A 13721-nucleotide genomic window follows, 5' to 3' on the forward strand; every position below is an offset into this window, starting at 1 on the left:
TTGATTGTTGGGGAGTTTTCGGTTGCGTTGGTGCTAGCTGGAATCAGACAGTGTGAGTCAGACAGTCTGAAACAGCCAACTGCAATCAGTCAGCCGGGCGAGCTCGAGCCAACGCCGTCACTCGCACCGAACCGGTATGTGGATCGGTATCGACAGCGCTGGAGATGCGATAAATCGCATCTATTCGGGGAGGCGTCAGCACTTCTTCGGCGGAACCAGTGACTTCCAATCCGCCGTTGTGAATCACACTGAGCCGGTGGCAGCTGCGGGCCGCGAGGTTGAGGTCATGAAGGACGACTCCGATACCGTGGCCCTCGTCGGCAAGCTCGCCGAGGAGCTCGAGGATTTCCAGCTGAAACCCGATGTCCAAGGCCGCAGTGGGTTCGTCGAAAAGCATGACCTTGGCCTGTTGTGCCAATAGCTTTGCGATGAACACCAATTGCCGCTGCCCGCCGGACAGAGCCGTGATGGGACGGTCGGCGAGTGCGGTGACACCAACGCGGTCGAGGGCATAGGCGACGATGTCGTGGTCCGTGGAGTTCAGTGAACTGCGGAAACGGTCACGCCGACGGTGGTGCGCGTACCTGCCGAGTGCCACGACAGTTCGAACGTCAATAGCGGCATCGGCCGGTGTGTGCTGCGGCAGGTACGCCAACCGGGTGGCGCGTTCGTGGGCACGAAGCTTCGTCAGCGGCGCACCGAGGAGCTCAACCTGCCCCGAACTCGGTGTCACAATGCCCGCCATAGCACGGAGCAAGGAGGATTTTCCGGTGCCATTGGAACCGATGATGCCGTGGACCTCGCCAGGTCGAATAGCGAGGTTCACGCCACTTACGACGGTCCGATTGCGGTAACCGACACTGAGGTCGGTAGCCCGCAGCAGCGCGGTGCTATCGGCGTCTGGCTTAGTGACGTGGTCGCTGAGGTTTTGTGTCTGCTGACTCATGACTGGCGGCCACCTTGCCGAAGAATCAACGCGAGTAGCGCCGGTGCGCCAAGGAACGCGGTGACTGTGCCAGTTTGCAGAGCAACTGGGGAAAAGAGACTGCGGGCGACGAGGTCGGCGAGAATGAGAAACACTGCGCCGAGGCACATAGAAATGGGCAGCAGGCTGCGGTGATCGGGGCCGATGGCAAGGCGAATCAGGTGCGGGACGACCAATCCGACAAAGGAAATAACGCCAGTGACAGCGACGCCCGCTGCCGTGACTAACGCAGCCAGGGCGAGCAGCAGCTGCCGGATCCACACTGTGCGCATACCAGTGGCAGCGGCCTGTTCTTCGCCGAGGAGGAACAGGTTGAGTTCGGGAATGAGCATCATCAAGATAACCGTGCCGACGGTAATGGGGCCGACTGCCAGTGCAATGTCCTGCCAATTCGAAGCAGTTAAATCGCCGTTGAGCCAGAACATGGCCTGTTGAGCGTCATCGCTGTGTGGCGCGTTCGCGATGGTGGCGGAGATGACTGCGCCGAGGAACGCGTTGAGTGCAATACCGACGAGCAACAGGGTTGCTCCACTGCCGCCATTGAGACCGGCGACGATTTGGACAAATATGACAGCCAGCAACGCGCCTATGAATGCGCCAGCCGAAAGAACCCACGGTGCTTTCGCGGCCACGCCAGTGACGATGAGAATGACGGCTACCACTGCTGCACCGGAGGAGACACCGGTAACACCGGGTTCGGCCAGCGGATTGCGAAAAACTGCCTGCATGGTTGCACCTGCGACAGCGAGCGAGGCACCGACCAGTCCAGCAAGGAGGACACGGGGCAGCCGGATGCTCCAGACAAGTGATTGCGTGGCAGGGGATATCTCTGGCAGAAGGTGGTTGAGAGCCGGGAGGTCGTCGGAAAGCGTCTTGATGAGCGGGGTGAGCAGCGCGACGATGCCGTTGCTGAAACCTGTTCCCGCGGGGCCTATGGAGATCGCCAAGAGGATTGTGGCGGGGACGGCCAGGAAAAGTAGAAAGCCGAAGAGCCGGGCTCGAAGTTTTTGTTTTCGAGTGCGCGGAAGAGAAGCTCTATCGACAATAGTTTTCACTTGGTTAATGATGGACAATTTGAAAATAATTGTCAATAAAGGCGTGTCGGTGGGGCTGTGGGGTCCCCTAAGAACAGCAAAACCCCGCACCAGCTCCCTTGTGAAAACAGGGTGCTAATGCGGGGTGAAGAAGCTCTGTAGCTTACTTCTTGTCGCCCAGGCGCTCGTCTGCCATGTCGCGAACCTTCTTGATCTGGTCGGCCTTGTCCTCGCCGAGCTTGTCCTTGCCCAGCTGCTCAGCCTTGTCCAGAACCTTGTCGGTGTTCTCTTCGTTGCTCAGTGCTTCCTTGGCCTTGTCCATAAGTCCCATGGTGAAGACTCCTTCCATTTTTAATGTCTATTCGCGTTTTTCGTTTGCGGCATAGAGTGTACCGATGAATTGGCGACGTTGCGACCGTTTTGGACTCACGGAGCGAATCCGGGATTCGACTGGCAACACCGTGACTGACGGCTATTGAGTGGCTATTGAGCTGTCTTGGTGCGGGCTTCATCTGCCTTGTGCATGACTTCGCGCTCGTACTTGCCGACGAAGATCATGAGGACAAACGCAATAGCGACAACTCCAATGAGGGTTGCGAATGTGACATTCCAGCCTGCGAAGTCGATCAAGAGACCGACACCAGTGGAGGCGAGTGTTGCGCCGAGAAGGTATCCGAACAATCCAGTGAAACCAGCTGCGGTTCCCGCAACATACTTAGGCGAGAGGTCGATGGCCTGCAGTCCGATGAGCATGATTGGGCCGTAAATGAGTGCGCCGATCAGGGAGATGAGCACATAGAACATCCACAATGGTGCCGTAGCGGGTAGCTGCCAGTATGCGAAAATTGTGATGCCGGTGCCGATCAGGAAGAGCATGCCGGCGCCTGAGCGCCAACCCTTGAAGACCTTGTCGGAGACCCATCCGCACAGCAGGGTGCCCACAATTGCTGCGCCCTCGTAGAGCATGAATCCGATGATTCCGCCCGTGACGTTGGTCTTGTGCAATTCGTTTGTCAGGTAAATCGGAATCCAGTTGAGAACGCCGTAACGAAGTGCGTAGACGAACACATTGGCCAGCGCCAACATGACGATAACCGGATTGGTAAGAACATGGTTCTTGACGATTGCGAACCAGGGTTCTTGTGCCTCGTCATTAGTTCCTTCGACCTTGTCTGGGTCGTTACGGTATTCCTCTACCGGAGGCAGTCCCATGGATTGCGGGTTGTCTCGAATCAGCAGGAATGCGATGGCAGCAATCACGAGCGCGACAATCGCCGGTAGCCAGAATGCGGGAGTCCAGTCGGCATCGGAAGTGGCGAACGAATGCAAGCCCCAGGCTGCCAGAGCACCACCGACGGCGGCACCGACATTGTGGGCAGTGTTCCAGATCGACATCAAAGTGCCGCGCTCGGATGTCGAGAACCAGTGGACGACAACGCGTCCAGAAGGAGGCCAGCCCATGCCTTGGAACCAGCCATTGATGAACATGACTGTCGCGAAAATCGCAACAGAGGCACTGATCGCTGGGACGAACGCAACAAAGAGGTTTACGACCGCGGACAGTGCTAGGCCAAGCGGGAGGAAGTACCTGGCATTGGCCCTGTCGGAGAGCATGGCCATGAAGAACTTGGATAGGCCGTAGGAGAAGAGAACCGCATTGGCTACGATGCCAATTCCGGCTGCACCCAGTAGGTCGTGCTTTTCCAGCACAGCGGACACCAGGGGGATGTTATTTCTGATGAGGTAGAAGCCCGCGTAGCCGATGAAGATGCCCATGAAGACGTTGAACCGCCAGGTCCGGTAGGTCGGGGCAATCTTTTCCTCGGGAAGGGGAGCTGCTGGGCCGGGGGCGCTGAGCCAGCCGAGCCTCTGACTGCTCATGATGAGAGTCCTTTCGCTGAAGGCCGCCGTTGCCTCTGGTGCAACCTGTGTGGGTGGCTAGGGTGGCAGGCGGATAGCTTTATCGTTTCAGCGGTGAGTTTACAGCGACTTTATCCCCTATTAACGGGTTGTTAACTTCCCGGTCTTGGAGGCCTGTGGAGGGGGTTGGTGTAAAGGCGATTAACGCATGTCATTGGTTAGAGAATGTCGTTAATAGCCTCGGTGGGGCGCGCCATCCGTACCCCCTTATTGGTGACGACAAACGGGCGCTCAATCAGGCGTGGGTGCGCAACCATTGCGTCCAGAAGTTCCTCGTCGCTGGAGTCCTTGGAGAGTTCCAGTTCCTTGAACTCTGCTTCCTTGGTGCGCACGGCATCGATGACGTTCAGGCCTGCCGCCTCGATTAGCGAGCGCAGCTCGGCCTTGGTTGGAGGAGTGTCTAGGTACTTGATGATTTCCGGCTCGATGCCGGCTTCGCGTAATACGGCGAGAGCCTGGCGGGACTTTGAGCAGCGGGGGTTGTGATAAATCTTCGCTTCCATGTCTCCATCATGGCTGATGTTGTGGCGTGAAGGTTGGCGCTGTGGCGTGACGGCCTGTGGATAGGGGTTGTTCAATGTTTATCCTTAAAAAATGTCATACCGAAAACACTTAAGTTCAATAGGTTGAAAATAGTTGTCGTTAGGTTTACTCTCGCACGTGATAGATGAACGGCGAAGTGCGCCCCAACCGCCCCTAAGGTGACCAGATTTACTGAAGCGGCCGGTCAGCGTAGCCGTCGTAAAGCAATAACAAACAATCAAGAGCGGACACCAACATGACAATTTCCGGAAAGCTTTCGCGATCAGCTAAGTCCATGTGTGCGGGCCTTTCAATCTTGCTAGCGGGCGCTGGCCTTGCAGCGTGTGGCGATGGCAGTGAGGGAGCCAGCGGCGAGAACCCAATCAACGTCGTGGCTTCCACGACACAGATCTGTGATTACGTGAAGCAGCTGGACATCGATGAAGTTGATTTGACCTGTCTGTTGGCGCCGAATGCAACAGCACATGAGCTGGAAATGACCCATGAGCAGCTGACCAAGACTGGTAACGCCGATCTCTTGTTCGTCAACGGAGTCGATTTGGAGCACTTCCTGGACCAGGCGATTGAGTCCTCGGGTTTTTCCGGAACGATGGCAGTAACCAGTGGCGTTCTCACTGCAGGTGACGTAGATGCCATGAAGGCAGCCAAGGACACGGACAAAACCAAGCCGCTGCCACCAGAGAAGGCGAAGAATGGTAACTACACCATCGACCGAGGGGTGGAAAAGATTGATGTCGCCCCATGGCCTTTCCCGCCGGAAGAACCCGGTGAGGAGGCGGAATTCCGCTTCGATCCGCATGTATGGACCTCGCCGAAGAACGCCAAGGTTCAGGTTGCCAATATCGGCTACGCACTGGAACAGGTCGCTGAGGAACGTGGCGACAATGAGCTGAAGTCCACCATCGCCGACCACGTTGCGGCCTACCAGGACAAGCTGAATCAGCTGGATGAGTGGGCAAATAAGTCCATCGCCACCGTGTCGGACCCTGTGCTGTTTACCAGCCACGATGCCTTTGGATACTTCTCCCACGAGTTCAATATCAACTTCATCGGTGCAGCGCTGTCTGATTTCAACGAGCAGCAGGATGCCACGGCCGCGCATATCGCCGAGGCGGCAAAGACCGTGAAGGACTCGGGTGCAACTGCGCTGTTTGCGGAGAACTCGAACAACTCGAAATCAATTGAGGCGATCGCTAAGGCCGCAGGTGTCAAGGCCATCGTTGGTGAGGACGCACTCTACGGCGACTCCCTTGGTCCGGCTGGCAGTGATGGCGAAACCTACATCGGTTCCATCATCCACAACGTCACTCAGGTTGTGACGGCATGGGACGGAACTGTCGCGCCGCTGCCAGAGGGCATCAAGTGAGCCGTAACCGCTTAGCTAACCCCATGTCTGCCGAACCCATAGTCACGCTCCGCGATGCCTCATTCGGCTACACGGCGGTACCCATCGTCAATCACATCACCGCCAATGTCGCACCGGGTACCGGGCTTGCACTCATCGGCGCCAATGGCTCTGGAAAAACGACTGTGCTGCGCGGAATCCTGGGTGGGACTCGTATTCTCGCTGGTGAGATGCACAACAACGCGAAGATTGTGTCCTACGTCCCGCAGTCGGCAGACCTCGATCGCACTTTTCCGGTCACGGCTTTCGATGTCGTCGCCATGGGGGTGCTGCACGAACTGCACCCCTTCCAACCGCTTGGACACCGCAAAGAACGCATCCACGCAGCGCTAGCCAAAGTCGGGCTTGCCGACCGCACCAGTGAACGTTTCGGCAACCTCTCCGGTGGTCAGCAGCAACGCGTTCTGTTGGCGCGTGCCATCGTCGCACGTCCGCAACTCGTGCTTCTCGACGAGCCGTTTAACGGCCTCGACGCTGAAAATCGGGCGATGCTGCTGAATCTCCTCAACGAACTGAAGGAAAATGGCACGGCAATTATCGCGGCCACCCATGATCTCGTGCTTGCCGAGGAAACCTGCGAAAACACATTAATCGTGGCGGAGCAGCCAGCTTTTGGTGCGACCTCGAAGTTGGTGCCAGCCTATGTGGACTGAGCTTGCGAATGAGCTTGGGGTAGCGCCTTTCATGTTTAGGCCACTAGTGCTGCTGATTGCCCTCGGGGCGGTCTCTGGCCTGGTCGGTGTCATCGTGAACCTGCGTAGCCTCGAGTTCAATGCCGAGGCCATGGTGCATTCTATTTTTCCCGGAATTGTGGCCGGTGCCGTATTCGGCGGCATCGACATGATTATCCCGGTGGCTGCAGCATTTGCGGTGGTAGTGGCAGTAGCACTGACCTTAGTATCGCGCTCGCACATGTCGGAAGCCGGAGTTGCAGTTGTACTGACCAGCTTCTTTTCCATCGGTGTGATTCTCTCGCTGAAGAAAGGTGACCAGTCAGGACAGCTGGAAGCGCTCATGTTCGGGCGACTGCTGGAAGTCACTGACTCCCGTCTCACCAGCGCCCTGATTGTCTGTGCCATCGCCTTGGTTCTTATCGCAGTGACCTGGCGCCAGCAGGTGTTTGTTGCCTTTGATCGCTTCGGTGCCAAAGCCGCAGGCGTCAATGTGTGGGGCGCCGACCTCACCATTAACGCGGCGATTGCTGCGGTCGTGGTGTCGTCGGCAAGCGCAGTGGGCGTGCTGCTGGTAGTCGGATATCTGGTCGTGCCGGGAGCGGCGGCGAGACTGCTGACTCGCCGAGTTCATGTGATGGTGCCGATCGCGATTGCAGTGGGCTGCCTCAGCGGAATCGTTGGTTTGGCACTGGTGCCTTTGGGGCCGGTGTCGCCTCAGGCAGTCGTCGCGCTGACCTCGGTGGGACTGTATTTCATGGCACTGGGGCTGCGCGTCGTGCTGGGAGGCGACCGTGTCTAGCATCCTGATTTTGCCCATTATCGAACTGATACTGGTAGGAGCCCTGGCTGGAGTAGTTGGGGTGCTCGCGGTGCTGGGAAAACAAGTGTTCTTCGCAGAAGCGATTACACATGCGACTTTTCCCGGCGCGGTTGTGGGCGTTGTAATTGCGGCAGCGCTCGGCCTGGGCCACTCGTGGATTTCGGTGTTCCTCTTTATCGGAGCATTTCTGATGTGTATTCCGATTGGGGCACTGTTTGGTCTGTCAAAGGTGGGAACAACGTCCTCGGCGGCGGGAATTGTGCTGACATTTGGGTTCGCACTGGGCTACTTCCTGAACAAGTGGTTCGCCCCGTTGCCGGTGAAGGTAGAAAGCTTCCTGGTCGGCAGCGTACTCAACGTGAACAAGATTGATATTGCGCTGTCGGGTGGCCTCTTGCTGCTGGTGGCGTTGGTGCTGCTTGCTCGGTGGCGGCAGCTGATTTACTTCACATTCGACCCGGAGTCTTTCGGAGTCGCGCATTCGAGGAGAAAAGCACAGCTGGTCATCAGCGGGCTAATCGTTCTGACTCTGGTGGCGCTGATTCCGGCTGTCGGCACGATTCTATCCATCGCGCTGCTAGCTGCCCCGGCAGCTGCGCTCGTTGGGGTAGTGAACGATACCCGTTTGCTATTCGTGTTGGCGCCATTGATGGGTATCGCGATTGGCCTGGTGGGGCTATTCATTGCGGTGGCGGCGAATCTGTCAGTTGGCGGCTGCATTGGCGTGTGCGCCGGCTGTTTCTATGTCCCCCTCAAGATTGCGGCAACACGCAATAACGCTAAAGTCTAAAGAATGCACGTGGAGGATTTACCAGCAAAGACCCAGGACTACCTCAAGGTCATTTGGGATTTGCACGAGCGCACCGGTGAAAAAGTGGCACTTGGCGATGTCGCTGAGCGGATGGGTGAAAAGAAGCCCACCGCCAGCGAGGCCGTGAAGAAGCTAGCTGCACGTGGCCTTGTCAACCACGAGCCGTATCGGGGCATTAGCCTGTCGGACCGTGGGCGAGACATTGCGCTAATCATGGTGCGTCGCCACCGGCTGATTGAAAGCTTCTTGGTCTCGACTCTGGGATACACCTGGGATGAGGTTCACGAGGAAGCCGAAAAGCTTGAACATGCGGTCTCGGATGATTTCATTAGTCGCATTGATGCAATGCTGGGATTCCCTGAGCGCGATCCGCATGGCGATCCAATTCCCAGCGCAAGCGGTACCATCGCCAGCGCAGTGCGCACCGACCTGACGGATATCGAAGCCGGCGCGATGGTGGTAGTCGATCGCATTAACGACTCCGACCCTGAACTACTGCGCTATTTGGCGACATCAGGGGTAGGACCGGGGACCGTGCTCCGAGCCGAAGCCGCACCATATGCAGGCATGCATGTCTTTGCCATCCTCGATGAGGTGGACGATACCGAGCCAAAGAAAATTCATGTGGCAGACTCGGCACTATGGGCAATCAAGGCGACTCCAACAACGAACTGACGAGGGCCGCAGCGCGCTCTTACTATAAGGTGTCGCGGAATCTCACTGGGCCAACTAAAGTGCCACCCGCACCGTCAGTTTCGTTCGACAGCGTGAAGAGTGCTCGTCGACAGGCATATGCCAGTGTCGAGAGCGTTGATGTGCCACTCAATGCCATCGCTATCTCGCCTGCTGAGCAGCAGGAACACATGGCTAATCTCGAACGTCGCTTGAATGCCTCGACCAAAGACATGCGTGCCCTGGTTGACTACGAAGAGCAGCGCATTGCGGTCACTAGCACCGTCAAAGAGGCAATCGTCTATACGCTGCTGGCAATACTCCTTCTGGCAGCAGCCATCGGACTTGGCTACGCCAGCCACCTGGGGGCCGATGCGATTTTGAATGCTGCGGCGGAGGTGACACCGCGGTGAGTAAAAGCTCGGGCTCCGACAATGGGTGCGTGACGGTCATTGTCGTATTTTTCTTCTTCGGCCTGATTATTCAGCTCTTCGGTGTCACGCTGTGGATTCTGCAATATGCATTGCCAGTGGCGGGTTTGGTGCTTGCGATCCTCATCGCATACCAGGCTTGGGCCGGTGCGCGCCGCAGTGCTGAGGCGCACGAGCTCGCCGAGCGTAATCACGCGGAGCTGCAGCAGATTGCCATGGACACCGAGTACCAGCTCACCGCAATCCTTACTGCCTGGGACAATGTGAACACCACAATGGGTGTCGGCACCATCTACAAGGATGTATTTGCCTCCGGTGAGGCTACGCCGGAGCTCATCGAGCTACGCGGTGAGCTCTCTCGTGCCCGGAAGTTAAACAACCGACTGCGCGAGCAGCGCGAAACTATGACCAACCGGGAGCTGGTGGAAGCCATCTCTGATGCCGACGAGCTGTGGTGCTCGCTGACGAAGACGTATCAAAACGCTCGTCGCGAGCTGTAGTAACGCACTTGAATTACTCGACGGTCATCACAATTTTGCCGTCAGCGTGCCCGTCTTCCAATACTCGGTGGACCTCGGCGACTTCGGTGAGATTCTTAGTCAGGCCGATAGGAAGTGAAATCTCACCGGCAACCACGCGGTCGGCCAGGTCGGCGTAAATAGTCGTGTCATTCGAAATAGCCGGAATGTGCGCCTCAATGCCACGTTCCTTCGCCGGTGTCAGGTCGGCCAGTGAAGGTAGCGCCACAATCCGACCATCCGATGCCAACACATCCAGCGAGGGTAGGAAAGTGTCGAAGTACACGCCATCGAGCACAACATCTACGCCCTCGGGGAACCGCCGGCGCACAGCCTCGAATACATCTTCCGCTGTGTAATCAATATGCTGCGCGCCAAAGCCCACTAGTTTTTCATGATGGCGTGACGACGCACTGGCCAACACAGTTGCGCCACGGGCAACCGCCAGCTGCGTCATCAGCTGGCCAACACCGCCACCTGCACCATGGATGAGTACGGTGTCACCGCTTTTTACCTTCGCTAGCTGATCGACAGCCACGGTCGCCGTGATTCCCACTAGGGCAAGGCCCGCAGCGGTAACGTCGTCAAGCGAATCGGGTGTTCGAACCACACCGTCGGCGGGGAAGACGTTGTGCGTTGCGTAGGTGCCGCGGAAGTCGTCTAAGCCGCGCATGCCGAAGACTCGGTCGCCGGGGACGAAATTGTCCACGCCTTCGCCGACGGCAACGACTTCACCAGCCGCTTCGCGTCCGAGGACGGCGGGAGGGTTGAATTTTGCGCACAGACCGGAAGAGCCATCGCGCATCTTGTAATCCAGCGGATTCGCGCCGATGGCTGTGGTTTTGACCAGGATTTCGCCGGGACCGGGCTGAGCATGATCGATAAGTGTCCTGGTGAAAATGTCAGCGGGGCCGAACTCCGGAATGGTCATTGCGTATGCGTTGCCTGAATTTGCTGCCATGTCCATCACTGTAGTCCTAGCAGCTAATTATCAACGGTCGGCAAGCGGGAGGGCAGCGGTGACGGCACTGAACGACTCATTGAGGTAGGCGCTGAGGAGGTCGGCGGCGTGGTTTGGGGTGTCCTCGATGAGAACTTTGGCGATACTGATGTGGCGATCGGCGTATCGGGCATGGAGTTCGATGCTTTGGGGGTAGGAGAGGAAGCAAAGACGGAGTTGGGCCTGAATTGATTCGGCGGTGGCTAACAGGTCGGGGGACCCGGAAGCTCTGACGATGGCGAGGTGAAAGGCATTATTCCGTTCGGGAAGGTTCAATGATGACTGTGAACCACAAATAGAAAGAATCTCTTCGCCGAGGAGCTTTGCCTGGCTCTTGCTTAGCGATCGCAGTGTTCCGCATTCGACGACATGGCGAAAGGCATACAGTTCGCGGATGCGTTGTTTGTCGAAGGAAGCGATAAACACGCCGTGATGAGGGATGTGAGTAAGTAGCCCCTCAGATTCCAGCTTGCGGTAGACCTGTCGGATGGTGTTGCGACTGACCTGCAGTCGAGCAGCAAGTTGGGTTTCACGGAGCTGCTCGCCGCTGTAGTGCTTTCCGGCGAGAATCTCTCGGCGCAGGACAGTTGCGGTGACATCCGCTACTGAAACGTCATGTTGTTTTTCCCCAGAGGACGTGTGGGTCTGATCGTCGAGGATGCTTCCGGGGGTAGTCATGTAATACAGACTACTAAATCACTTTTGTGTGGCGGCCATCACCAATTAACATACGAGACATTGTTCAACAATCTCTGTGCAGGCGATCTTCAACGTAGGAATCCTTCAACGTAGGAATCGTCTGACTTATAGGGAAAGGCCTTACGCTATGGACGCTGCAACATCTGCCCACAAGGCGCGTCGAACGGCACTCCTCGGCGCTATATTCCTGATGGCGACCAGCGCTATCGGGCCGGGCTTCCTCACCCAGACCGCAACCTTTACGGCCAAGCTTGGCGCGGCTTTCGCCTTTGCCATTTTGATCTCGGTGCTACTTGATATTGCGATTCAGCTCAACGTGTGGCGAGTGATCGCTGTCTCTGGACGCCGAGCGCAGGAGCTCGGCAACGCCGTGATTCCGGGGTTGGGCTGGTTAATGTCAATTCTCATTGTCATCGGTGGTGTGGTCTTCAATATTGGCAACGTCGGCGGAGCTGGACTTGGTGCGAACGCGATGTTGGGGGTGGACGCAAAGATCGGTGGCATTGTTACTGCAATCCTCGCCATTGGCTTCTTTCTCTCCCGGCGGGCGGGTATGGCGCTGGACAAGGCACTCGTTGTGCTCGGTGTAGTGATGATTCTGGTCACTGGAATTGTGGCGTTCAGCTCTAATCCGCCAGTAGGGGAAGCGCTGAAAAACACGGTCATGCCCGACACGATTGACTTGCTGGCAATCATCACGCTCGTCGGAGGCACTGTTGGCGGTTATATTACATACGCTGGCGCTCACCGCATGCTTGACGCTGGTGCCGGCGGTGTAGAGAATCTCGCGCAGACCACTCGCTCATCTGTGACGAGCATCATCGTCACGGCCATCATGCGCTTTCTGCTTTTCCTAGCTGTTTTGGGAGTGGTCGCTGGTGGCGTGGTCCTCAATACGGATGGAAACCCCGCTGCAGAGGCATTCCAAGCTGCGGCAGGAGATTGGGGTATGCGCTTCTTTGGCGTTGTCCTGTGGGCTGCGGGAATCTCGTCGATTGTGGGTGCCAGCTACACCTCAGCAACATTTCTGACTCGTTCCTCGGGTGCTGGAGCCAAGACTCAAAACACGATCACCATTGTCCTAATTGCAATCTCCACGCTGCTCTTCGGTCTCATCGGTACGGCTCCAGCGACGCTGTTGGTTTTCGCCGGAGCCTTCAATGGTTTGGTTCTTCCAATTGGCGTTACTGTGCTGATTTACATCGCGCTGTTCCGTGCGGATCTCATGAATGGTTACAAGTACCCGAAGTGGTTGGCGGCTATCGGAATCTTGGGTGTCGCAGTCGCCTGGTTCTTGGCGTGGCGCTCATTCGGCGGTGTGTTTGAAATGCTCGGCTAATCCCCCCCCGGTTTCTCGCACAGCTCAGATGAGAACCAACATAACAACGGTACAAAGACCAGCATTATTACTTGGAAGGAGCGGTGACGTTTATGGGCGCCACTATCGATCTCAACTCTGACCTTGGGGAAGCGTTCGGCTCGTGGAAGATGGGTGATGATATCGCTCTGCTGAACATTGTGACCAGTGCCAATATTGCCTGCGGGTATCACGCGGGTGACGCTAGCGTCATGATGGAGACCTGTGAGGCAGCTGCTGCGCGCGGAATTCGCATCGGCGCGCACGTCGCCTACCGCGATCTCCCCGGGTTTGGACGACGTCGCATGGATTACGCACATCGAGAATTGCGAGCCGAAACCGTCTACCAGATTGGTGCACTTTCGGCATGTGCACGGGCGGTGGGTACCGAAGTTTCCTACGTCAAGCCCCACGGTGCCCTCTACAACCGCATCGCAGTGGATGAAAATCAGGCCGCTGCAGTGGTGGAGGCGCTCCTGCTCGCTCGCTCCACCTGCGGAGATGAGCTTGCCATTATGGCGCAGCCGGGGTCGGTCATCGAACGGCTCAGCCTCGACGCGGACCTCCCTGTGATTAGGGAAGCTTTTGCAGATCGCGCTTACAACTCCGATGGAACTCTGGTGTCCCGAGTACTCGAGGGGTCGGTCATTGTAGAACCCGATGCCGTCGTCAAACGCGTCATTGCAATGGCTAGCGGGGAACCAATCGTCGCCTACGACGGTTCACCGTTGACCGTGCAGGCTGACTCTATTTGTTTGCACGGAGACACCCCTGGTGCGGTCGAACTCTCCCGTATGATTCGCCAAGGGCTCGTCGACGCCGGAGTCACCGTCGCTGCCCACGTATAGCGCG

16 protein-coding genes are annotated in these 13721 nt (G+C 57.3%); 9 read left to right on the forward strand and 7 right to left on the reverse strand.

Features of this window, described 5'->3' with window-relative positions; translation table 11 throughout:
* Positions 1–85: 85 nt before the first annotated feature.
* From AB1Z34_RS04915 to arsC, 5 genes are all read right to left on the reverse strand, one after another.
* On the reverse strand, positions 86–946 hold the full coding sequence (locus AB1Z34_RS04915; RefSeq protein WP_016422346.1) for an ABC transporter ATP-binding protein: 861 nt from the start codon (positions 944–946) through the stop codon (positions 86–88).
* Positions 943–1932: an iron ABC transporter permease gene (locus AB1Z34_RS04920; protein WP_231367182.1), complete on the reverse strand. Its 990-nt coding sequence runs from the start codon at positions 1930–1932 to the stop codon at positions 943–945. Before AB1Z34_RS04920 ends, AB1Z34_RS04915 begins: the two co-directional genes overlap by 4 nt.
* A 250-nt stretch (positions 1933–2182) precedes the next feature.
* Complete coding sequence (locus tag AB1Z34_RS04925; protein ID WP_016422348.1) at positions 2183–2350, reverse strand: antitoxin; 168 nt, start codon at positions 2348–2350, stop codon at positions 2183–2185.
* Between the two features lie 152 nt (positions 2351–2502).
* Positions 2503–3900, reverse strand: coding sequence for an MFS transporter (locus AB1Z34_RS04930; RefSeq protein WP_049172657.1), 1398 nt, complete (start codon positions 3898–3900; stop codon positions 2503–2505).
* 197 nt (positions 3901–4097) lie between these two features.
* Positions 4098–4442, reverse strand: a complete 345-nt coding sequence (gene arsC, locus AB1Z34_RS04935) for an arsenate reductase (glutaredoxin) (protein WP_069359604.1) — start codon at positions 4440–4442, stop codon at positions 4098–4100.
* Between the two features lie 275 nt (positions 4443–4717).
* Here arsC and AB1Z34_RS04940 point away from each other — a divergent pair, with 275 nt between their 5' ends.
* The 7 genes from AB1Z34_RS04940 (at position 4718) to AB1Z34_RS04970 (ending at position 9795) form a co-directional block, all read left to right on the forward strand.
* Positions 4718–5848 carry a metal ABC transporter substrate-binding protein gene (locus AB1Z34_RS04940; protein WP_070560610.1) on the forward strand — a complete coding sequence of 377 codons (1131 nt, stop codon included), beginning with the start codon at positions 4718–4720 and terminating at the stop codon, positions 5846–5848.
* Between the two features lie 23 nt (positions 5849–5871).
* Positions 5872–6540, forward strand: a complete 669-nt coding sequence (locus AB1Z34_RS04945) for a metal ABC transporter ATP-binding protein (RefSeq protein WP_222867335.1) — start codon at positions 5872–5874, stop codon at positions 6538–6540.
* Positions 6530–7360, forward strand: a complete 831-nt coding sequence (locus tag AB1Z34_RS04950) for a metal ABC transporter permease (protein WP_070560612.1) — start codon at positions 6530–6532, stop codon at positions 7358–7360. The genes AB1Z34_RS04945 and AB1Z34_RS04950 overlap by 11 nt, the downstream gene beginning before the upstream one ends.
* Positions 7353–8171, forward strand: coding sequence for a metal ABC transporter permease (locus AB1Z34_RS04955; protein WP_367157993.1), 819 nt, complete (start codon positions 7353–7355; stop codon positions 8169–8171). The genes AB1Z34_RS04950 and AB1Z34_RS04955 overlap by 8 nt, the downstream gene beginning before the upstream one ends.
* A gap of 3 nt (positions 8172–8174) precedes the next feature.
* The gene (locus AB1Z34_RS04960; RefSeq protein ID WP_038628213.1) at positions 8175–8867 is read left to right on the forward strand and encodes a metal-dependent transcriptional regulator; all 693 of its coding nucleotides are present in this window, start codon (positions 8175–8177) and stop codon (positions 8865–8867) included.
* Between the two features lie 92 nt (positions 8868–8959).
* The gene (locus AB1Z34_RS04965; RefSeq protein ID WP_367157994.1) at positions 8960–9277 is read left to right on the forward strand and encodes a hypothetical protein; all 318 of its coding nucleotides are present in this window, start codon (positions 8960–8962) and stop codon (positions 9275–9277) included.
* Positions 9274–9795: a hypothetical protein gene (locus AB1Z34_RS04970; protein WP_367157995.1), complete on the forward strand. Its 522-nt coding sequence runs from the start codon at positions 9274–9276 to the stop codon at positions 9793–9795. Before AB1Z34_RS04965 ends, AB1Z34_RS04970 begins: the two co-directional genes overlap by 4 nt.
* A 13-nt stretch (positions 9796–9808) precedes the next feature.
* Here the strand turns inward: AB1Z34_RS04970 and AB1Z34_RS04975 are convergent, their stop codons facing one another.
* Both AB1Z34_RS04975 and AB1Z34_RS04980 read right to left on the reverse strand, forming a co-directional pair.
* Positions 9809–10774 carry a zinc-binding alcohol dehydrogenase family protein gene (locus AB1Z34_RS04975; RefSeq protein WP_367157996.1) on the reverse strand — a complete coding sequence of 322 codons (966 nt, stop codon included), beginning with the start codon at positions 10772–10774 and terminating at the stop codon, positions 9809–9811.
* Between the two features lie 30 nt (positions 10775–10804).
* The gene (locus tag AB1Z34_RS04980; protein ID WP_367157997.1) at positions 10805–11491 is read right to left on the reverse strand and encodes a GntR family transcriptional regulator; all 687 of its coding nucleotides are present in this window, start codon (positions 11489–11491) and stop codon (positions 10805–10807) included.
* 148 nt (positions 11492–11639) lie between these two features.
* On the opposite strand from AB1Z34_RS04980, the gene AB1Z34_RS04985 reads away from it, so the two are divergent.
* Both AB1Z34_RS04985 and AB1Z34_RS04990 read left to right on the forward strand, forming a co-directional pair.
* Entirely contained in the window at positions 11640–12851 is a 1212-nt protein-coding gene (locus tag AB1Z34_RS04985; protein WP_070595772.1) for an NRAMP family divalent metal transporter, read from the forward strand.
* A gap of 92 nt (positions 12852–12943) precedes the next feature.
* Positions 12944–13717 carry a LamB/YcsF family protein gene (locus AB1Z34_RS04990; RefSeq protein ID WP_049172677.1) on the forward strand — a complete coding sequence of 258 codons (774 nt, stop codon included), beginning with the start codon at positions 12944–12946 and terminating at the stop codon, positions 13715–13717.
* Positions 13718–13721: the final 4 nt, after the last annotated feature.

The organism is Corynebacterium sp. 045007 (assembly GCF_040743205.1).
Lineage (GTDB): Bacteria > Actinomycetota > Actinomycetes > Mycobacteriales > Mycobacteriaceae > Corynebacterium > Corynebacterium jeikeium_D.